At 73.0% G+C, this 19,521-nt stretch carries 21 protein-coding genes; 6 read left to right on the top strand and 15 right to left on the bottom strand.

Annotation, left to right across the window (positions count from 1 at the left end):
* Window positions 1–58 precede the first annotated feature (58 nt).
* The 5 genes from J7E93_RS21660 to J7E93_RS21640 all read right to left on the bottom strand — a co-directional run bounded on the left by J7E93_RS21660 (window position 59) and on the right by J7E93_RS21640 (window position 5,902).
* A complete protein-coding gene (locus J7E93_RS21660) occupies window positions 59–1,129 on the bottom strand; it encodes an RNA ligase (ATP) (protein WP_215071588.1) in 1,071 nt (356 codons plus the stop codon).
* Window positions 1,130–1,379: 250 nt separating this feature from the next.
* Complete coding sequence (locus tag J7E93_RS21655; RefSeq protein WP_215071587.1) at window positions 1,380–2,084, bottom strand: 3-keto-5-aminohexanoate cleavage protein; 705 nt, start codon at window positions 2,082–2,084, stop codon at window positions 1,380–1,382.
* A 16-nt stretch (window positions 2,085–2,100) separates the two neighbouring features.
* The gene (locus tag J7E93_RS21650) at window positions 2,101–2,712 is read right to left on the bottom strand and encodes a hypothetical protein (protein WP_215071586.1); all 612 of its coding nucleotides are present in this window, start codon (window positions 2,710–2,712) and stop codon (window positions 2,101–2,103) included.
* 499 nt (window positions 2,713–3,211) lie between these two features.
* Window positions 3,212–4,426, bottom strand: coding sequence for a serine-threonine protein kinase (locus J7E93_RS21645; RefSeq protein ID WP_215071585.1), 1,215 nt, complete (start codon window positions 4,424–4,426; stop codon window positions 3,212–3,214).
* Window positions 4,427–4,642: 216 nt separating this feature from the next.
* Window positions 4,643–5,902, bottom strand: coding sequence for an exo-beta-N-acetylmuramidase NamZ domain-containing protein (locus J7E93_RS21640; RefSeq protein ID WP_215071584.1), 1,260 nt, complete (start codon window positions 5,900–5,902; stop codon window positions 4,643–4,645).
* 152 nt (window positions 5,903–6,054) lie between these two features.
* On the opposite strand from J7E93_RS21640, the gene J7E93_RS21635 reads away from it, so the two are divergent.
* Genes J7E93_RS21635 through J7E93_RS21625 form a run of 3 tightly spaced genes read left to right on the top strand, consistent with a single transcriptional unit; the run spans window position 6,055 to window position 9,139 of the window.
* Complete coding sequence (locus J7E93_RS21635) at window positions 6,055–6,819, top strand: SDR family oxidoreductase (protein ID WP_215071583.1); 765 nt, start codon at window positions 6,055–6,057, stop codon at window positions 6,817–6,819.
* A complete protein-coding gene (locus J7E93_RS21630) occupies window positions 6,816–8,516 on the top strand; it encodes an AMP-binding protein (protein ID WP_215071582.1) in 1,701 nt (566 codons plus the stop codon). The genes J7E93_RS21635 and J7E93_RS21630 overlap by 4 nt, the downstream gene beginning before the upstream one ends.
* 29 nt (window positions 8,517–8,545) lie before the next feature.
* Window positions 8,546–9,139: a TetR/AcrR family transcriptional regulator gene (locus tag J7E93_RS21625; RefSeq protein ID WP_215071581.1), complete on the top strand. Its 594-nt coding sequence runs from the start codon at window positions 8,546–8,548 to the stop codon at window positions 9,137–9,139.
* Between the two features lie 101 nt (window positions 9,140–9,240).
* Here J7E93_RS21625 and J7E93_RS21620 read toward each other — a convergent pair whose 3' ends face one another.
* On the bottom strand, window positions 9,241–10,455 hold the full coding sequence (locus J7E93_RS21620) for an acyl-CoA dehydrogenase family protein (RefSeq protein ID WP_215071580.1): 1,215 nt from the start codon (window positions 10,453–10,455) through the stop codon (window positions 9,241–9,243).
* Window positions 10,456–10,461: 6 nt separating this feature from the next.
* The gene (locus tag J7E93_RS21615; protein WP_215071579.1) at window positions 10,462–11,484 is read right to left on the bottom strand and encodes a phosphotransferase family protein; all 1,023 of its coding nucleotides are present in this window, start codon (window positions 11,482–11,484) and stop codon (window positions 10,462–10,464) included.
* A 131-nt stretch (window positions 11,485–11,615) separates the two neighbouring features.
* Between J7E93_RS21615 and J7E93_RS21610 the strand changes: the two genes are divergently transcribed.
* Window positions 11,616–12,896, top strand: coding sequence for a glucarate dehydratase family protein (locus J7E93_RS21610; RefSeq protein ID WP_215071578.1), 1,281 nt, complete (start codon window positions 11,616–11,618; stop codon window positions 12,894–12,896).
* A gap of 216 nt (window positions 12,897–13,112) precedes the next feature.
* Here the strand turns inward: J7E93_RS21610 and J7E93_RS21605 are convergent, their stop codons facing one another.
* The 3 genes from J7E93_RS21605 to J7E93_RS21595 form a co-directional block, all read right to left on the bottom strand.
* Entirely contained in the window at window positions 13,113–14,024 is a 912-nt protein-coding gene (locus tag J7E93_RS21605; RefSeq protein ID WP_215071577.1) for an MBL fold metallo-hydrolase, read from the bottom strand.
* Between the two features lie 84 nt (window positions 14,025–14,108).
* Window positions 14,109–14,405 (bottom strand): hypothetical protein, encoded by a 297-nt coding sequence (locus J7E93_RS21600; RefSeq protein WP_215071576.1) that lies wholly within the window; start codon window positions 14,403–14,405, stop codon window positions 14,109–14,111.
* Window positions 14,406–14,443: 38 nt separating this feature from the next.
* On the bottom strand, window positions 14,444–14,809 hold the full coding sequence (locus tag J7E93_RS21595) for a helix-turn-helix domain-containing protein (protein ID WP_215071575.1): 366 nt from the start codon (window positions 14,807–14,809) through the stop codon (window positions 14,444–14,446).
* A 79-nt stretch (window positions 14,810–14,888) separates the two neighbouring features.
* Between J7E93_RS21595 and J7E93_RS21590 the strand changes: the two genes are divergently transcribed.
* Together J7E93_RS21590 and J7E93_RS21585 are read left to right on the top strand one after the other, a co-directional pair.
* Window positions 14,889–15,575 carry an NADPH-dependent F420 reductase gene (locus tag J7E93_RS21590; RefSeq protein WP_215071574.1) on the top strand — a complete coding sequence of 229 codons (687 nt, stop codon included), beginning with the start codon at window positions 14,889–14,891 and terminating at the stop codon, window positions 15,573–15,575.
* Between the two features lie 58 nt (window positions 15,576–15,633).
* A complete protein-coding gene (locus J7E93_RS21585) occupies window positions 15,634–16,572 on the top strand; it encodes an NADP-dependent oxidoreductase (RefSeq protein WP_215071573.1) in 939 nt (312 codons plus the stop codon).
* 177 nt (window positions 16,573–16,749) lie between these two features.
* Here the strand turns inward: J7E93_RS21585 and J7E93_RS21580 are convergent, their stop codons facing one another.
* Genes J7E93_RS21580 through J7E93_RS21560 form a run of 5 tightly spaced genes read right to left on the bottom strand, consistent with a single transcriptional unit; the run spans window position 16,750 to window position 19,467 of the window.
* Entirely contained in the window at window positions 16,750–17,058 is a 309-nt protein-coding gene (locus J7E93_RS21580; protein WP_215071572.1) for a DUF202 domain-containing protein, read from the bottom strand.
* Window positions 17,055–17,450 carry a DUF202 domain-containing protein gene (locus J7E93_RS21575; protein WP_215071571.1) on the bottom strand — a complete coding sequence of 132 codons (396 nt, stop codon included), beginning with the start codon at window positions 17,448–17,450 and terminating at the stop codon, window positions 17,055–17,057. The genes J7E93_RS21580 and J7E93_RS21575 overlap by 4 nt, the downstream gene beginning before the upstream one ends.
* 9 nt (window positions 17,451–17,459) lie before the next feature.
* On the bottom strand, window positions 17,460–17,993 hold the full coding sequence (locus J7E93_RS21570; RefSeq protein WP_215071570.1) for an NUDIX domain-containing protein: 534 nt from the start codon (window positions 17,991–17,993) through the stop codon (window positions 17,460–17,462).
* Between the two features lie 53 nt (window positions 17,994–18,046).
* Entirely contained in the window at window positions 18,047–18,811 is a 765-nt protein-coding gene (locus J7E93_RS21565) for a glucose 1-dehydrogenase (RefSeq protein ID WP_215071569.1), read from the bottom strand.
* Window positions 18,808–19,467, bottom strand: a complete 660-nt coding sequence (locus J7E93_RS21560; RefSeq protein ID WP_215071568.1) for a TetR family transcriptional regulator — start codon at window positions 19,465–19,467, stop codon at window positions 18,808–18,810. Before J7E93_RS21560 ends, J7E93_RS21565 begins: the two co-directional genes overlap by 4 nt.
* Window positions 19,468–19,521: the final 54 nt, after the last annotated feature.

Genomic DNA, 19,521 nt, shown 5'->3' with positions numbered 1-19,521 from the left:
CCGAATTAACCAACAGCGTCCCCCCGTGGACGGGCCCCTCCCCTCCCCACAGCACCGGTCACTCGTACTCGGTGCCGCCCTTGCGGGTCAGATACGCCGGGCTGACCGCCTCGGCGATGGCACGGCCGCCCACCACCGGGCTGTACCGCTCCCTCGCCGGGCGGATCACCACCCCCTCGCGCAGGTGCAGTTCCCGCCCGGACACGGTCTCCCGGCCGCTCGCCAGCTCCAGCACCGTCCCGAGGTCGTACGGACCCGCGTACAGCCGCGGTACGAGCGGCAGTTCGCCCGGCTCCAGGACCTCGGCCGGGTCCAGCCACCGGACTTCGCCGTCGATCTCGGCCGACACGTCGAAGACCGCGTAACCCAGCTCCTCGCCACGGGCGTTCGCGCCGTACCCGAGGTCCTGCACACCGGCCCCGTACACCTCGCCGAACAGCCCGACCCGGCGCGCGCCCAAGCGTTCGGCGAGCCGCGCCGCGACCGCCGGGACGTCATGGCCGAGAACCGCCCGCCAGTACAGATTGCGCGGGTCCTCCTGGAGCGCGAGGCCCTTCGCGCCGAAACCCTTCGAGGAGACCTGCAACCGCCGGTCCTGCGCGAAGTACGTCGCCAGGCAGGCCGAACCGTGCAGCTTCTCCGTCAGGACGACCTGCTCACCGGGCTCGAAGATCCCCGGATACCGCTGCAGGTTCTCGATGTCGACCCACGGCAGCAGATCCGGCGCGGACTCCACGTCCCCGCTCATCGTCGGCGGGATCGGCGGCGCCCACTTGGTGATCCCCAGCACCTCGGCGAAGTCGGTCCCCTCGGTAGCCGCCTGGACCAGGTCGACGTCCGCGAGCGCCTTCGGCCGGCACACGATCCCCTGCGACAGCTCGCCCCGCAGCCGCACCGCCTTGACCCGGTCCGACGCCTTTCCTGCGAGCCGCCCGGTCAGCCCCAGCTCGTCGACGAGCGCGGCCGGCAGCACGGCCTGCTCCGGGATGTACAGGGCGACATCGCCACTGCGGTACGCGCCCTCGGGGACGACGGCCCGGTACAGGCCCACCTGGGCCAGTTCGAGCGCGTCGGCGTCGGGATGGGCGTGTACGGTCAGCGGTTCGGCGGTGACGCGCAAGGTCGACATGGTCCGGTCTCCGGTGGGTCGTTCGGCTCGGGTGGCGTTCTCATCGCCGGACACTGTGCCGGTGCCGAATTCCCCTGGGCCAGCGATTTCGACCTCTGGTAGCGTCGCTCTCTTCGCCGGACATGCGCGGGACATGCACGGGTCGTGCGCCGGGCATTCGCCGGATACGCGCCGGGCATTTGCCGGACGCCCGCTCCTCGCCCGCGAGGTGGCGCTCCTCGCGCTGCCGCCGCAGGAGCGGTGGGACCGCTTACACCGAGAGCGTCGCCGAGACCAGCTGAGCGTTGGACCCCGCCGGGCTCCCGTCCGGCAGGAACAACGTGTCCTCCAGGCCGATCCGGGTCTCCAGGCCGAGGCGGCGGGCCAGCCGCACGACCGGCCACGCGCCACCGTCCTCGCCGTGGAGGAGGAGCGGGGCGGCGGGGGCGTCCGCGAGCGTGGCCAGCAGGTCGAGGGCCGTCGTTCCGGCCGTGGCGGGGTCGGTGTCCATGACCTCCGCGAGGATCCGCAGCACCCGCGGGGCCAGCGGCGAACGGAGGAACCGCGCCGGGCCGTCCGTACCCGACCACAGACCCGCCTCCACCCCCACGCCCCGGTCCAGGAGCGCCGCCGCCAGCTCCTCGGCGCCCTGCTCGTGCCAGTTCACCGAGGCGTGGTCCGGCAGGACCGTCCAGGACCGGACGCGCCCCACCCGCCGTACCGGATCCGGCTCCGCCCACGCGCCGGTCGTCACCCCCACCGGGACGTCGACGGCCGCCCGGATCGCCGTCAGCGTCTCCGCGAGCACCCGGGGCGAGACCGTGTCACCGCCGCACGGCGTCTTGGGGTGGACGTGGACGTCCGTGGCCCCCGCCGCGACCGCTCGCGCCGCCTCCTCCGCCATGGCGGCCGGCGACATCGGAACGGCCGCCGAGTCACCGGGGCCGCGTCCCCCGTTCAGACAGACCTGGACCAATGCTTCTTCCCGTACCTCAGGCCACCGACGCCAGCCGCGGGAACGTCTCTCCCCGCGCCCGTGCCAGTGCCCCCGAGGTCAGCACCGCCTGCGGCACCACCACCCCGCAGTCCCCGCACACCGGCCCGAACCACGGCTCGTCCTCCAGGTCCGGCCGCCACTCGATCCGCGGCCCGGCACACACCGGACAGGCCTCGCCGGGGCCGGACTCCAGCGCCGCGATCAGCCGGCGGAGCACCTCGGCCAGCGGCTCCGTCGGGTGCAGCTCCGGATCGTCGCACCGCGCCACGCCGTTGCCGCCCCACGTCCGCCGGTGCCAGTCGTCGAGCGCACCGGGCCTGCGCAGCCCCTCGTGCTTCTCGCGCCGCCGCCGCTCGGCGAACTCCTTCTCGTACGCGAGCCACACCGCCCGCGCCTCCTCCAGCTCCTCCAGCGCCGCCACCAGCCGCCGAGGGTCGAGCTCCCGGTCCTCGGGCCCGAACCTGTGCCTGCGACACAGGTGGTCCCAGGTCGCCCGGTGCCCGTATGGGGCGAACCGCTCCAGGCACTTACGCAGCGAATACCTCCGCAGCGCCGTGTCGCACCCCGGATCACGCACCTGTCTCGCAAGACTCCGGAAACCCGCCATCGCTCCGCACCTCCGTCGCTGGTGTACTTCGGCGTCAAGGACGTTATGGAATGGACGAACGACTGCCCCGTCGTGTTCCATCGAAAATTCGATGGGGCCCATCAGAGGGGCGCGGATGGCTGAAAAGCACGGCGCACCGCAGGCGCGCACGGCCGGTCCGGGCAACCGGCCGGCCTACCGCCCGAAGGCCGTCGTCCAGGCCCCACCGGCCGGCCCTCCGCCCAAGGGCGCACCGCCCAAGGGCCGTCGCCCAGGCCCCACCGCCCCAGGGCCGCCGGCCCAGGCCCCACCGCCCCAGGGCCCACCGGCCGGCCCAGGGCCTCCGCCCACGGGCCAGCCGGCCCAGGGCCTACCGCCCAAGGGCCCACCGGCCGGCCCAGGGCCTCCGCCCACGGGCCAGCCGGCCCAGGGCCAACCGCCCCAAGGGGGCCCCGGGCCCGCCGGCTCACCGCAAAGGGCCGTCCGTGGGCGGCTCGCCGCCCACGGCCAGCCCCGTCGCTCACCCGCCGATCCGGCCCGCCGAGGCCACCACCCGCGCCAGCTGCGGATGACAGATGTCGCTGTGCTCCCCGACGACCTCCGCCGCGTCGACGCTCACGCACCCCGACGCCGGAACCCCGCTCCGCAGCGCGGCGGCCAGCGTCAGCGCGGCCGTACCCGGCACCGCCTGGATGCCGTCGTGTCCGATCGCCCACCACCGCCTGTCGCTGCCGAGCAGCGACTCGGCGTCCCGCGCGAGCCGCGAGGCCAGCGGATAGATGACCCTGAGCGCGGTGTCGTGCCGGGAGTAACAGGCGACCACCGGCCCGTCGACCCGCCGCTGCAGATCCCGCAGCGCGCCGCCCCTGCCCGGCTCGTGCGGCAGACTCGCCGCGAAGGCGTAGTGCGAGAACGCCCCCTGAAGAAGCGTCACCGACCCGACCGTACGCACACCGTCCGGCAGGCCGCGCAGCGCGTACGAGACCAGCCGGGCACCCATGCTGTGCCCGACGAGATGGATCCGCAGACCGGGGGAGGAGCGGGCGAGCCCGCCGAGCAGCGGGCCGAGGCCGCGCTCGCCGACGATGCCGGCCCGGCGCTTCATCGTGTAGTACGTGGCCTGACGCAGCGCCTCCCGCGCACCCTTCCAGTACCGCCCGAGCCGCCCGCCGAACGCGTCGCGCGGTGTGGGCACACTTCCCGGCCCCGCCGCCTCCTCCAGCGCGTCCGCGAACATGGCGCAGACCACCACCGGGTCTCCGAGCAGGAAGTCCGGAACCGGCGGGACCGCCGGTCCCTCGGCGAAGGCGGACGAGCCGTCGGTGTCCGTCAGTACCCGCAGCAGCGCGCCGAACTCCGTGAAGGCGGACTCGTCCTCCGGCTGCTCCCGCAGCAGCACGGCGAGCCGCTCCACCACCGCGTCCTTGCCCGGGTGGACGGCCGCCACGGACTCGAAGTCGGGGATCGGCTCGTCGCTGAACATCATCGAGGGCCAGACCACGCCCACGTACCCGACCCGGACGCCCGGCCGCACCACGCCGGGGAACGGGGCGAAGAACGCCGAGTACAGCCGGGTCGCCACGGACCTGGAGTTGTTCCATCCGTGGGCGAACACGACCAGATCCGTGACCCCCTGCGCCGCCATGGCCGACAGCGCCTCGCGCTGCCCGGCCGCCCCGTCGCCGTCCTTGTCGAAGGTGATCTCCCGGTACGGCTCCACACTCATCCCGGCCATGGACGGTCCGTCCCTCCGCGAAAGCTCTTCTCGTCTTCTTCTCGCGACAGCATCCTGCGCGCGCGGCGGGACGGCCAGGTTTTCAGCGCAGACGCGCCGCCGAGACCTCAGGGGGGGTCCGGCCCGGACGAGTGGACGTGTTCATTGATCGAGGGTGTCGGCGGGCGGCCCTGGTGGGTCAATCCGCCAACACCCCGTCCGGCAGGCGGACATCCCTCAGCGGTAGAGCAGATACTCCGCGCGCACCGCGCGGAAGGCGCTCAGGTCGGCGTCCCAGGCCCCCACCACCTCGTCGGTGTCCGCGCCCGCGTCGATCAGGTTCCGCACGCGCGTCGAGCCGGTCAGCTTGTCGATCCAGTTGTCGGGACGCCAGGCGAAACCGCTCCACGACCGCTTGGCGCTGACCAGCAGCCCGATGCCGGTGCGTACCGGATCGAAGGCCGTCCGGTCGTGCACCTGGAGCTGCACGCCGCCGACCGTCCTGCCCTGGAACTTGGAGAAGGTCGGGGCGAAGTACGCCTCGCGGAACCGTACTCCGGGCAGGTCCAGGGCGTTCGCCGCCTCCGCCCACCGCCGGTCGATCCCCTCCGCGCCCAGCAGCTCGAAGGGGCGGGTGGTGCCGCGCCCCTCGGAGAGGTTCGTGCCCTCGAACAGACAAGTGCCGGGGTAGACGAGCGCCGTGTCGGGCGTGGGCATGTTGGGGCTCGGCGGCACCCAGGGCAGCCCGGTCGCGTCGAAGAACTCCGACCGCTTCCAGCCCGACATCCGTACGGTCTCCAGCGCCACCGGCCTCGCCAGGAACTCGCCGTTGAACAGCCGCGCGAGCTCCGCCACCGTCATCCCGTGCGCCTGCGCGATCGGCTCGCGGCCCACGAAGGTGGCGAAGGCACGGTCGAGGACCGGGCCGAGCGCGGCCCGGCCGGTCACCGGGTTAGGCCGGTCCAGGACCACGAACCGCTTCCCGGCGAGCGAGGCCGCCACCATGCAGTCGTAGAGCGTCCAGATGTATGTGTAGAAGCGCGCGCCCACGTCCTGGATGTCGAAGACGACCGTGTCCACGCCCGAGGCGGTGAAGACGTCCGCGAGCGGCTGCCCGCTCTTGAGGTACGTGTCGTAGACGGGGAGCCTGGTCGCGGGGTCGTCGTAGCGCCCCTCGGAGCCGCCCGCCTGGGCCGTTCCCCGGAAGCCGTGCTCGGGGCCGAAGACGGCCACCAGGTCCACCCGGTCGTCGGCGTGCATGACGTCGACGATGTGCCGGACGTCGGCGGTGACACCCGTCGGGTTGGTGACGACGCCGACCCGCTGCCCGGCGAGCGGCGCATAGCCGTCGGCCGCCAGCCGGTCGAAACCGGTACGGACCCGGTGGGGGTTGTCGTGGGCGAGGGCGCCGGGCGCGGTCACGGCTCCCACCCCCAGCGCGCCGCCGACGGCCAGCAGGCCGCGTCTCGACAGGCCGGACGGGCTGGACGGGCTCATACGGAAACCTCCCTGATCGCCTTCCCCGACATGGGCACGCACGCTAGCGCTCCTGACGGCCCCAGGGAACGAGGCGTGCGCCCGAGGGCTTCCCCTGCCACATACCGACTGGTTAGTCTGCTCGCACGGTCGCAACGGAGAGGCGGATCTCGATGAGTACGGTGCAGGGCGCTGGAGTGGTCGTCACGGGCGCGGGGGGCGGGATCGGAGCCGCACTGGCCCGCCGGTTCACCGCCGAGGGCGCGCGGGTCGTCGTCAACGACCTCGACCCCGGCCGCACCAAGGCCGTCGCCGAGGAGATCGGCGCCATCGCCGTCGCGGGCGACGCCTCCGCGATCGTCGACGAGGCCCGGGAGGCACTCGGCGGCACCGTCGACGTCTGGTGCGCCAACGCCGGACTCGCCTCGCCCGGCGACGCCTTCGCCGACGAGGAGGTCTGGGCCGCCGCGTGGGACGTCAACGTCATGGCCCATGTCCGGGCGGCCCGCGCGCTGCTGCCCGACTGGCTGGAGCGCGGCAGCGGCCGCTTCGTCTCCACCGTCTCCGCCGCCGGCCTGCTCACCATGGTCGGCGCCGCCCCGTACAGCGTCTCCAAGCACGGCGCGTACGCCTTCGCCGAATGGCTCTCCCTCACCTACCGCCATCGCGGGGTCAAGGTCCACGCGATCTGCCCCCAGGGGGTGCGTACGGACATGCTCACCGCCGCCGGATCGGCCGGCGAACTGGTCCTGGCCCCCACCGCGATCGAACCCGAGGACGTCGCGGACTCCCTCTCCGACGCCATCGAGTCCGACCGGTTCCTGGTACTGCCACACCCCGAGGTCGCCGACTACTACCGGGCCCGGGCGACCGATCCCGAGCGGTGGCTGGGCAACATGAACCACCTCCAGCGGAAGTGGGAAGGGGCGGGCGCATGACCACGACGGACCCGACGGCCGGGACAGCCCCGACGGACCCGACGGAGGAGCAGGGCTCGATCTATGCCGCCATGCCTTGGCTGGCCCAGCTCACCGAGGCCCAGCGGGCCCCCATCGCCCCGCCGCCCACCGTGCTCCACGCCTTCCGCGCCGCCGCCGCCCGCGCCCCCGAGCATCCCGCCCTCGCCTACTTCGACGGCCGCCTCACCTACCGCGAGACCGACGCGCTCTCCGACTCGGTCGCCGGGCACCTCGCGGCCCGGGGCATCGAGCACGGCGACCGTGTCGCGATCATGCTCCAGAACAGTCCGCACTTCGTGCTCGCCCTGCTCGGCGCCTGGAAGGCGGGCGCGACCGTCGTCCCGCTCAACCCGATGTACAAGTCCGGCGAGGTCGGACACGCCCTGCGGGACTCCGGCGCCGCCGCCCTGATCTGCTCCGACCGCGCCTGGGACGCCTATCTGCGGGACACCGCCGCCGACGCCCGCGTACGGATCGCGCTCACCGCCTGTGAACGCGACCTCCAGACCCGCGACGACCCCCGCGTCCTCGGCTTCGACCGCGTCCCCACCGAGGTCGACGACCTGCTCACGGTCGCCCGCGCCGGGCACCCCGCTCCCACGGACCGCGCGCTCGACGGCGACGACGTGGCGCTGATCAGCTACACCTCCGGCACCAGCGGCACGCCCAAGGGCGCCCTCAACCTGCACCGGGGCATCATCCGCAACGCCGAGCGCCAGCGCACCGGACACCCCGTGCCGGAGGGGGCCGGCTACTTCGCGCTCGCCCCGCTCTTCCACATCACCGGGCTCGTCTGCGAGCTGTCCGCCTGCTTCGCCAACGCCGGCACCCTCGTCCTCGCCTACCGCTTCGACGCGGGCGTCGTCCTCGACGCCTTCCTGGAGCACCGCCCGGCGTACACGGTCGGCCCGTCCACCGCCTTCATGGCGCTCGCCGCGCACCCCGGGGCCGGCCGCGACCACTTCTCCTCGTTCCTGATCATCTCCTCGGGCGGCGCCCCGGTCCCGCCCGCCCTGGTGGAGAAGTTCCGCGCCGGTTTCGGGCCGTACATCCGCAACGGTTACGGCCTCACCGAGTGCACCGCGCCCTGCGCCTCCGTACCTCCCGAGAAGGAAGCGCCGGTGGATCCCGCCTCCGGCACCCTTTCGGTCGGCGTCCCCGGCCCCGACACGGTCGTCCGCATCCTCGACGAGACCGGCGCAGAGGTGCCCTTCGGCGAGCAGGGCGAGATCGCGGTACGCGGGCCCCAGGTCGTCCCCGGCTACTGGGGGCTCCCCGAGGCGACCGCCCAGGCCTTCCCCGGCGGGGAGCTGCGGACCGGCGACATCGGTTTCATGGACGAGGACGGCTGGCTCTACGTCGTCGACCGCAAGAAGGACATGATCAACGCCTCCGGCTTCAAGGTCTGGCCCCGGGAGGTGGAGGACGTCCTCTACACGCACCCGGCCGTCCGGGAGGCCGCCGTCGTCGGCATCCCCGACCCCTACCGTGGGGAGACGGTGAAGGCGTACGTCAGCCTGCGCCCCGGCGCGCAGGCCGGGCCCGCCGAACTCTCCGCGTACTGCGAGCAGCGGCTCGCCGCGTACAAATACCCGCGGGAGGTCGAGATCCTGCCGGAGCTGCCCAAGACGACAAGTGGGAAGATCCTCAGACGGGAACTGCGTTCCCCCAAGTAAGGACGATCATGAGTGAAAGGCGGCGGCGCATGGCCAGGACGACGGACGGGAGCGGAACCCCCGTCCCCCAGAGGCTGCTGGCCGCCGCCACCCGGCTCTTCGCGGAGCAGGGCTACGACCGCACCTCCGTCCAGGAGATCGTGGAGGCGGCCGGTGTCACCAAGGGCGCGCTCTACCACTACTTCGGCTCCAAGGAGGACCTCCTGCAGGAGGTGTACTCCCGGGTGCTGCGGCTCCAGCAGGAGCGGCTGGACGCCCTCGCGGACGCCGACGCCCCGGTCGAGCGGCGGCTGCGCGACGCCGCCGCCGACGTCGTCGTGACCACGATCGAGAACCTCGACGACGCCTCGATCTTCTTCCGCTCGATGCACCACCTGAGCCCGGAGAAGAACAAGCAGGTCCGGGCCGAGCGGCGGCGCTACCACGAGCGGTTCCGGGCCCTGATCGAGGAGGGCCAGCAGGCCGGGGTGTTCTCCTCGGCGACCCCGGCCGACCTGGTCGTCGACTACCACTTCGGCTCCGTCCACCACCTGTCGACCTGGTACCGCCCGGACGGCCCGCTCACCCCGCAGCAGGTCGCCGACCAGCTCGCCGACCTGCTGCTGCGCGCGCTGCGCCCGTAGCGATCCGCGGGTCCACCCCGGAGTGCCTGTCCCCGACCACCGGCCGGAGGCGAATCCGGGCCGGAGGCGAACCCGGCGGGCCGCCCCCGGCCACGTCGGGCTTACAGGTACTGCTTCAGCTCCCGACGCGCCAGCGAGCGCTGGTGCACCTCGTCGGGGCCGTCCGCCAGCTTCAGGGTCCGCGCGGCGGCCCAGAGCTCGGCCAGCGGGAAGTCCTGCGACACCCCGCCCGCGCCGTGCACCTGGACCGCCTTGTCGAGGATGTCCACCACCGCGCGCGGGGTCGCGATCTTGATGGCCTGGATCTCCGTGTGCGCACCGCGGTTGCCGACAGTGTCCATCAGCCAGGCGGTCTTGAGGACCAGGAGCCGCAGCTGCTCGACCGTCACCCGGGCGTCCGCGATCCAGTTCTGCACCACCCCCTGCTGGGCGATCGGCTTGCCGAAGGCCGTACGGGACACGGCCCGGCGGCACATCAGCTCGATGGCCCGCTCGGCCATCCCGATCAGGCGCATGCAGTGGTGGATCCGGCCGGGGCCGAGCCGGGCCTGGGCGATGGCGAAGCCGCCGCCCTCCTCGCCGATCAGGTTCGAGGCCGGGACGCGGACGTCGTGGAAGAGCACCTCGGCGTGGCCGCCGTGGGAGTGGTCCTCGTAGCCGTACACCTGCATCGCGCGCCGCACCTCGACACCCGGGGTGTCGCGCGGGACGAGGATCATCGACTGCTGGCGGCGGACGTCCGTGCCCTCGGGGTCGGTCTTGCCCATCACGATGAAGATCTTGCAGTCGGGGTTCATCGCCCCGGAGATGTACCACTTGCGGCCGTTGACGACGTACTCGTCGCCCTCGCGCCGGATCCGGGTCTCGATGTTCGTCGCGTCCGACGAGGCCACCTCGGGCTCCGTCATCGCGAACGCCGAGCGGATCTCCCCGGCGAGGAGCGGCTCCAGCCACTGCTTGCGCTGCGCCTCGTCGCCGAACTGGGCGAGCACCTCCATGTTGCCGGTGTCGGGAGCGGCGCAGTTGAGGGCGGTGGGCGCCAGATGGGGGCTGCGGCCGGTGATCTCGGCGAGCGGCGCGTACTGGAGGTTGGTCAGGCCCGCCCCGTACTCCTCGTCCGGCAGGAAGAGGTTCCACAGCCCCTGGCGCTTGGCCTCGGCCTTCAAATCCTCGACGACCTGCGGGGTGTCCCACGGCGATGCGAGCAGCTCGCGCTGCTCGTGGGCGACCTGCTCGGCCGGGTAGACGTGCTCGTCCATGAAGGCGAGCAGCTTCGCCCGCAGCTCCTCGGTGCGTGCGTCGAATGCGAAGTCCATGGCGGTTCAGCCTTCCTGGAGGGTGGTGAGGCCGTGCTCGATGAAGACGGGGACGAGGTCGCCGATGCGGTCGAAGCCGGCACCGACGGTCTGGCCGAGGGTGTAGCGGTAGTGGATGCCCTCCAGGATCACGGCGAGCTTGAACCAGGCGAAGGCCGTGTACCAGGAGAGGGCGGAGGTGTCCCGGCCCGAGCGGGCGGCGTAGCGCTCGATCAGCTCGGCGGGGGTGGGGTGGCCGGCGGCCGCGGCGGTGGTGGAGACGGGGGAGTGCGGCAGGTCCAGCCTCGCGCTGTACATCGCCAGCAGGCCGAGATCGGTCAGTGGGTCGCCGAGCGTCGACATCTCCCAGTCCAGGACGGCCTTGATGCGGTCGTCCTCGCCGATCAGGACGTTGTCCAGGCGGTAGTCGCCGTGGACGACGGTGGCGGCGGGAGAGGTCGGGAGCGCGCGGCCGAGGGCGGCGTGCAGCTCGTCGATGCCCGCCAGTTCGCGGTTGCGGGAGGCGTCGAGCTGTTTGCCCCAGCGGCGCAGCTGCCGGTCGAGGAAGCCGTCGGGCCGCCCGAAGTCGCCGAGGCCGACCTCGGCGGGGTCCACGGCGTGCAGCTCGACGAGCGTGTCGACCAGGCCGAGGACGGCCTCGCGGGTGCGCTCGGGGCCGAGCGGGGCGAGCTGTTCGGCCGAGCGGTACGGGGTGCCGGCGACGAACTCCATGACGTAGAAGGGCGCACCGATCACCGTGTCGTCCTCGCAGAGCAGCACCGGCTCCGGGACGGGCACGGCCGTCCGGTGCAGGGCGCTGATCACGCGGTGTTCGCGCTTCATGTCGTGGGCCGTGGCCAGGACGTGGCCCAGCGGGGGCCTGCGGAGCACCCACTGGCCGGTGCCGTCCGTGACGACGTAGGTGAGGTTCGACCGGCCGCCCTCGATCAGCCGGGCGCCGAGCGGGCCGCCCACCAGCCCGGGCCGCTCGCGGTCGAGGAATCCGCGCACCTGCTCGAGGTCGAGACCTGGCGGCTGGGCTGAGCTCATCGTGCGTACCTCCGGAAGGGTCGGGTGGTGGCGTTCATGATGACCGACCAGTCGGTATGTCGTCCAGGGCGGGACCGGAAATGGCCCGCAGGGTCTGGCCCGGAGATCTGACCCGTGAATAGAGTTCACATATGCATCCAGAGCTGATCATCGACCGTGTCCGGCTGACCCCGATCCTCATCTCCGACCCACCGCTCCTCAACACCCAGGGCGTGCACCAGCCCTTCACGCCGAGACTCGTGGTCGAAGTGATCACCCGCCGAGGTGTCACCGGCCTGGGCGAGACCTACGGCGACGGGAAGTATCTGGAGCTGGCCCGGCCGCTCGCCGAAGCGCTGCCCGGGTGCCCGGTCACGGACGTGAACGGCCTGTTCTCGCTCGCCGCGCGCGTGTGCGGCGACTCACGCGCGGTGGACGGGTGGGTGGACGCCGGCGGACTGCGCGGGGTGCAGACCGCGGACAAGCTCCGCCTCTCCGTCGTCTCCGCCTTCGAGGTGGCCTGCCTGGACGCGCTCGGCAAGACGCTCCGGCTCCCCGTCCACGCCCTCCTGGGCGGCAAGGTCCGCGACTCCGTCGAGTACAGCGCGTACCTCTTCTACCGCTGGGACGCCCACCCCGGCAGCGGTGAGGCGGACGGCTGGGGAGCGGCGCTGGACCCCGCCGGCATCGTCGAACAGGCCCGCCGCTTCGACCGTACGTACGGCTTCCGCTCCTTCAAGCTCAAGGGCGGCGTCTTCCCGCCCGAGCAGGAGATCGCCGCGATCCGGGCCCTGGCCGAGGAGTTCCCCGGCCGCCCGCTCCGCCTCGACCCCAACGGCGCCTGGTCCGTGGAGACCTCCCTGGCCGTGGCGCGGGAGCTGAAGGACGTCCTGGAGTACCTGGAGGACCCGGCGAGCGGTACGGAGTCCATGGCCGAGATCGCTGCCCGCACCGACGTGCCGCTCGCGACGAACATGTGCGTGACGACGTTCGAGGAGGTGCCGGAGGCCTTCGCCCGGGACGCGGTACGGATCGTGCTCTGCGACCACCACTACTGGGGCGGCCTGCACCGCACCCGTGAACTCGCCGCGCTCTGCCGCACCTACGGCGTCGGGCTCTCCATGCACTCCAACACCCACCTGGGCATCAGCCTCGCCGCCATGACCCAGGTCGCCGCGACCCTGCCCCACCTCGACCACGCCTGCGACACCCACTACCCCTGGCAGACCGAGGACGTCGTCACCACCCGCCCCGACTTCCGGGCGGGCCGTCTCACCGTCTCCGACGCGCCGGGCCTCGGCGTCGAACTGGACCACGACAGCCTGGCGGCCCTGCACCGGCGCTGGCTCGACGACGACGGGGGAATGCGCGACCGCGACGACGCCGCGGCGATGCGGGTGGCGGATCCGGCCTGGTCACCCCGGAGCTGGTGACACCCTCCCGCCGCGGCGCCTTCCCGCCGTCACGACGGGCCGGCCCGGAACGCCTGGCACGGCCCGTCAAGCGCGCACGCCGCAGGGCACGGCCCGTCAAGCGCGCACGCACGCCGCAGGGCACGGCCCGTCCCGCGCGCACGCCACCGGGACGGCCCGTCCGCACGGGACACCACCGGGACGGCCCGTCCGCACGGGACGCCACCGGGACGGCCCTCACGCGTGGCACGCCACCGGCACGCCCCCGTTCATCGCCGCCATGTCCCCGAACACCGCCGCCGCGTCGAGCGGCGACCCCTCCGGCAGCCCGTCCAGCTCCGCGTACGCCCGATGCAGGTTGGCCACCAGTCGCTCGCTCTCCCGCCACCGGGCGAACTCCCCGAGATCCGCCCGCCGCGCCGTCTCCAGCGGCGTCGCCCCCTGCGCGTACCCCTCCTTCGCCAGCTCCGCGACCCATCGCAGATACCGCTCCGTCGCGTCGTACGCCGACGGGTCCGTCACCCGTCCATGCCCCGGCACCACCGTCGCCGCGTCCAGCGAGCGCAGCAGGTCGAGCGCCCGCAGCGATCCGGCGAGCGAGCCCATCGGCAGGAACGGCGTCCCGCCGTGGAAGACCAGGTCCCCGGTGAACACGACACCCTGCTCCGGGAGATGGACGATCGAGTCGCCGGTCGTGTGCGCGGGCCCGGGGTGCAGCACGCGCACCTCCACCTCGCCGACGTGCAGCGTCAGCCGCTCGCGGTAGGTGAGCGTCGGCGGCTTCACCTCGATGTCGCCGAAGTCGGTTCGCGGCCACAGCAGATGGAGCTGGCGGCCGGCCGCCAGCTGCTCGGTCCGGCAGTTCTCGTGCCCGACGATCCGCGCCTCGGGCAGGAAGACCCCGTTGCCGTAGGTGTGGTCGCCGTGGTGGTGGGTGGAGACGATCGTCCGGGGGAGCGCGAGTCCCTCGGCGAGCACCGCCTCGCGCAGCAGCCGGGCCCGCCGCTCCGTGGCGGCCGTGTCCACGAGCAGGGTCTCGCCGGCGTCGCCGACGAAGCCGGCGTTGTTCAGACACCAGCCCCCGTCGGGCTGGACGAAGGCGTGGACGCCCGGTGCGAGCGGGCGGACGTACGGATCGGTGACGGACAAGGAATCCCCCGGACGGGCAGGACGAACGAGAAGGGCTCGACTGACAGGTGGCAGCCTGCCAGTCGAGCCCGTCCCGCGGAAACCTCAGTGGTCGTCCCAGTGCCCGTCGTGCGCCGCGTGCCGGTGCCCGTCGTGGACATAGTCCTGGTGGTCGCCGTGGGTCACCGTCGTGTGCCCGCAGCCGGGGCCGTGTTCGTGGGTGTGTCCCTCGTGAGCGACGTGCCCGTGCCGCTCGCACTCGTCCCAGTGGCCCGAGTGCTCCCGGTGCAGATGACCGTCGTGGGCGTAGTCGACATGGCCCTCGTGCTCGACGGCCGGATGGCCGCAGGCCGGGCCGTGGGTGTGCTCGTGGGTCGGGTGCTCATGGTGGAGAACGGTCATGACCTCGCCTCTGTGCGGGTGTGGATGACGCCTCCAGGCTAGCCCTGAATGTCCTGCTCGTCCTGATTCCACCCCTGGGCGTCGGCGAACGCGTCGCCGTACTCGGCCGACCAGCGCCCCAGCGCCTCGATCGGCCCGAGCAACGTGCGGCCCAGCGCGGTGAGCGCGTACTCCACGCGCGGCGGCGACTCGGCGTACGCGTGCCGTTCGACCAACGCGTACCCCTCCAGGCGGCGCAGCGTCTCGGTGAGCACCTTCGCGCTGATCCCGCCGATCCCGGCGCGCAGCTCACGGGGGCGGCGCGGCCCTTCCGCCAGGGCGTACAGCACCACGGCGTTCCAGGTGTTCGCGAGCAGATCGAAGCCGAGCCGGGCCCGGCAGTCCGCGAGCAGACGGTCATGCATCGGCGTTCACGCACCATTCGGTAACCACGGGCATCCCTAACGTCGTTCGCATCGGCCCACACCATCACAGGGAGCGGACATGCGGATCGGAATCATCGGCACGGGGAACATGGCCGAGGCGCTCGGTGGACAGTGGGCCCGCGCCGGCCACGAGATCCTCGTCGGCGGCCGGGACCCGGCGCGGGCCGGCGCGCTCGCCGCACGGATCGGCGCCCGCCCGGGCACCCTCGCCGACTCGGCCCGCTTCGGCGACGCGACCCTGCTCGCCCTCCCGTACGACGCGGTCCTCCCCGTACTGGACGCCGTGGGCGAGCTGCGCGGCCGGATTCTCGTCGACTGCACCAACGCCATCGGCCCGGGACCCACCCTCACCACCGGCGAAGGCGGGGGACTCACCCTCACCACCGGCGAAGGCGGGGGACCCACTCTCACCACCGGCGAAGGCCCGGGCGCCGCCCGCCGGATCGCCGCCGCCACCGGCGCCCGGGTCGTGAAGGCGTTCAACCACGTCACCCCCGCCGTCTGGAGCCGTACCCCGCCCGTCTTCGCCGACGGCCCGCTGAGCGTCCCGCTCTGCGGCGACGACGAGGAGGCCCTCGCCCTCGTCGCCACACTGGCGAAGGACATGGGCTGCGCGCCGCTCGTCACCGGCCCGCTCGCCCACGCCGATCTGCTGGAGGCGGCCACCGCCTTCCTCATCGGACTCTGGCACTCCGGCCACGACCCGCGCACCCTGCTGCCGCCCCCGGCGGCGATGGGCGGCTGACGCACTGTCGGGGGAATCCGGCTTGCGGCGTGCGCGGAGCACCCTGAGGGTTCGGGGTATGAAGGCGATCAGCTACAGCCGGTACGGGGGACCAGAGGTGCTCGAGTACGGCGAGCGGCCCGACCCGAAGGTCGGTCCCGACGACGTGCTCGTCAAGGTGCGCGCCGCCGCTGTGAACCCGGTCGATCGGAAGGCCCAGGCCGGATACCTCGACGGGATGATGGACGCCGTCTTCCCGGTCATCCCCGGCTGGGACGTCTCCGGAGTCGTCGTTCAGCCCGGCGTCTCCGTCACCGAGTTCGCCGTCGGTGACGAGGTCATGGGTTACGTCCGCGAGGACTTCCTCTGCCACGGCACCTTCGCCGAGTACGTCGCCGCCCCGGTCCGCACCCTGGCCCGCAAGCCCCGCACCCTGGGCTTCGAGGAGTCCGCGGCCCTTCCGCTGGCCGGTCTCACGGCCTATCAGGTGCTCCACCAGGCCCTGGCGGTGCGCGAGGGGGGGACCGTCCTGGTGCACGCGGCCGCCGGCGGGGTCGGTTCCATGGCCGTCCAGATCGCCCGCCACCTCGGCTGCCGGGTCATCGGAGCGGCGCGCGAGGCGGGCCAGGACCGGGTCCGGGAGCTCGGCGCCGAGCCGGTGCTCTACGACGAGCGGACCTTCGCCGAACAGGTCCGCGCCCTGGCCCCGCAGGGCGTGGACGCGGCCTTCGACACCATCGGCGGTCCCTTCCTCAAGGCCACCCCTGAGGTCCTGGCGCCCGAGGGGCGCCTGGCGTCCATCGCCGACGGCGAGGTCATCGGCCTCGGCGGTCGCTACTTCTGGGTCCGCCCCGACCCGGACGACCTGGCCGCGCTCGCCGCCCTGGTCGAGGAGGGGGCGCTGTCGGTGAACGTCGCGAAGACCTTCCCCCTCGAACAGGCGGCCGAGGCCCAGCGCGCCAACGCGGAGGGAGGACTGAACGGCAAGGTCGTGGTCACGGTGGAGTGGCCCGGCTGACCGGCACCTGCCGTCCGTCGCGGCCCGCCGCCCCGTCAGCGCCGGTCAGCGGTCCGGCCGGTCGTCCCGTCGGGCGCGCCCCGTCAGCCCCGTCGTTCCGTCAGCTCCGCCGTCCCGTCAGCCACGTCGCCCCGCCGTCAGCCCCGCCGTCCCGTCAGTACCGTCGTCCCGTCGGGATCAGAGCATCACCGCGACGGCGAACGCCGCCAGCGCGATCGTGCAGGCCGCCACCAGCAGCGCGCCCCGGTGCGAGAGCGCCTGCGGCCGGGCCGCCTCCAAGGCCTGGATCCGCCGGTGGCCGACGGCCAGAAACCCCACCCAGACCAGCGCCGAGGCCGAGGCGCCCGCCACCCCCGCCGCCGTGATGTCGTCGTGGATCGCCTGCTTGCCGGCGAGTACCGCCACGACCGTGCAGGTCAGCGTCGTACGCCGCCACGCGAGCCGCGTCCGCTCCGGCTGCAGCCCCGGGTCCCGGGACGACGTCACCTTCCGGCCCAGCCGAAGACCACGACCACCACCATCGCCAGCGCCACCACCGCCACGGCGAGGCTCAGCACCGTCGGAAAACGCGAGACGGGCAGATCCTGCCCGCGCCGCATCGCCCGCTCGCACCGCACCCAGTGGTTCACCGCGCGCAGGGCGCACAGCACACCCGCGCCGAGCAGGGCCAGCGCAAGCCCGACCCGTACCCCCCAGCGCAGATCCGGCAGGAACTGGTCGACGGCGAAACCGCCACCGACGAGGGCGAGCGCGGTCCGGATCCAGGCGAGGAACGTACGCTCGTTGGCCAGCGAGAAGCGATAGTCGGGCGTCTCGCCCTCGTCCCGGATCCGCTGAGGCGCGAACCACAACCTCAGGCTCTGTACGAAGTCGCTCACCCGGGCACCCTATCCGCCGGGTGATCTGCCCGCCCGGTGCTCCCTCAGCCGCCGGTACGCGTCGAGACCGTCCGGCACCCACGCCCACTCGCCGAGCCGTGCCGCCAGCTCCTCCTCGGGCAGGAAGGCGTGCCAGGCGACCTCCTCCACCTGCGGCTCCACCGGCAGGAGGCAGCGCACCTGGTAGACGGCGGACCACCACTTCCCCGCGACGCCCCCGGAGTCGTGCAGGAAGCGGAAGAGCGGCTCGGGCGCGGGCAGGCCGCTCACGCCCAGCTCCTCCTCGGCCTCGCGCAGCGCTGCCTCGTCGTACGACTCGCCGGCGCCGACGACACCGCCGACGAACATGTCGTACAGGGAAGGAAAGAGCAGCTTCGTGGGGGTGCGGCGGTGGACGAAGATCCGGTCCTCGGCGTCCCTGACGAGGACGAAGGTGCAGCGATGGATCAAGCCCCGTGCGTACACCTCGGCGCGCGGGGCCCGTCCGATCACCTCGTCGTTCTCGTCGACGACGTCCAGGATCTCTTCGGCGGGGTCGGTCATCCCGCCATGAAATCACCGGCCCCCGGCGCTCGCCGCCCCACGGTCCACGGAACTCACTGCCCCATGACGTACTTCACCGTCGGACCGGTCGTCCAGCCGCCGTCCACGGCCAGCTCGGCGCCCGTCACGCAGGACGCCGCGTCCGACAGCAGGAAGACGACCGCGCCCGCCGTCTCGGACGCCTCGCCGACCCGCCCCATCGGGGTGTTCGGGTACTTCCCCTCGCCGCGCTCGATGCCCACGGCCGCCGTCATCGGGGTGTACGTCATGCCCGGGTGGACCGAGTTGACGCGGATACCCGCCGTGCCGAGCTCCACCGCGCCGATCTTCGTCAGGCCGCGCACACCCCACTTGGAGGCGCCGTAGCCCGCCGTCAGCGCCAGACCCATCAGGCCCGCCGCCGAGGAGATGTTGACGATCGAGCCGCCGCCGGCCTCCTTCATCGCCGGGATCGCGGTCCTCATGCCGATGAAGACGCCGGTGAGGTTGATGTCGAGGACCTTGCGGAAGTGGTCGACGGACTCGGTCTCCAGAAAGGCGCCGGTGGCGATCCCGGCGTTGTTCACCAGACCGTGCAGCCCCCCGAACTCGGCGACCGCGAAGGCGACGGCGGCGGCCCACTCCTCCTCGGAGGTCACGTCGTGGTGGCGGAAGCGCGCCCGCTCACCCAGTTCGGCGGCGGTCGTCCCGCCCTCCTCGTCCAGTACGTCGGTGATCACGACGTTCGCGCCGGCGGCGACGGCCTGCCGGGCGGTCTCGGCGCCCAGGCCACGGGCGCCTCCGGTGACCAGGACGGTCCTGCCGGTGAGGTCGTTCATGCGGGGTCCCTTCGGGGTCCGGGGCCGCTCTGCGGCCGCGCGGCCAGGAGCAGCGCCGTGGTGGTCTCGACAAGGTCGGCGAGGAAGAGCGCCTCGCTCGTGAGCGGTTCGGTGCCGTCGAGGTACTGCCGGGCCCGATCGGCCATCGCCGCGCCGACGACGGTGAGCGCCAGGTCGAGGCGTTCGAGCCGCAGCGGCTCGGGCAAGGGATCGGGCAGCTCGGCCAGGCAGGTCTCGACCCGTTCGATCAGCCGCCAGTGGACGGTGCCGTCGAGCGCCGGATGCGGGGTGCGGGCGCGGACTCCGCTCTCATGGCTGAGCTGGGCGGAGATCCGCAGACAGCGCCGGCCGCGCTCGGTGCGCAGCTCGCTCGCCTCCGCGGTGATCAGGGCGGCGAGCAGCTCCCGCACCTCGTCCGGGGCGGCCGCGAGGAGAGGGGCCAGGACCTTCTCCGTACGGCGTTGGCGGCCGGCCATCACGGCGTCGAGGAGCCCCGCGCGCGATCCGAAGTGGTACTGGACGGCCGACGGGTTGCTCTGGCCCGCCAGCGCGACGATGTCGCGCAACTGGGCGCCGTGGACGCCCTGGGCGGCGAAGATCTCCTCCGCCGCACGGATCAGCTTCTCCCGGGTCTCGGGTCCCGATGTCCTCGCCACGGGCGCCCATGTTAATGCTCGACATTAGAAAGCGCGAGGGTCCCGACCGTCCCG

Source organism: Streptomyces sp. ISL-36 (genome assembly GCF_018614205.1).
GTDB lineage: Bacteria > Actinomycetota > Actinomycetes > Streptomycetales > Streptomycetaceae > Streptomyces.
Note: the sequence above shows the minus strand (reverse complement) of the source record. Positions and strands in the feature narration are given on the sequence as shown.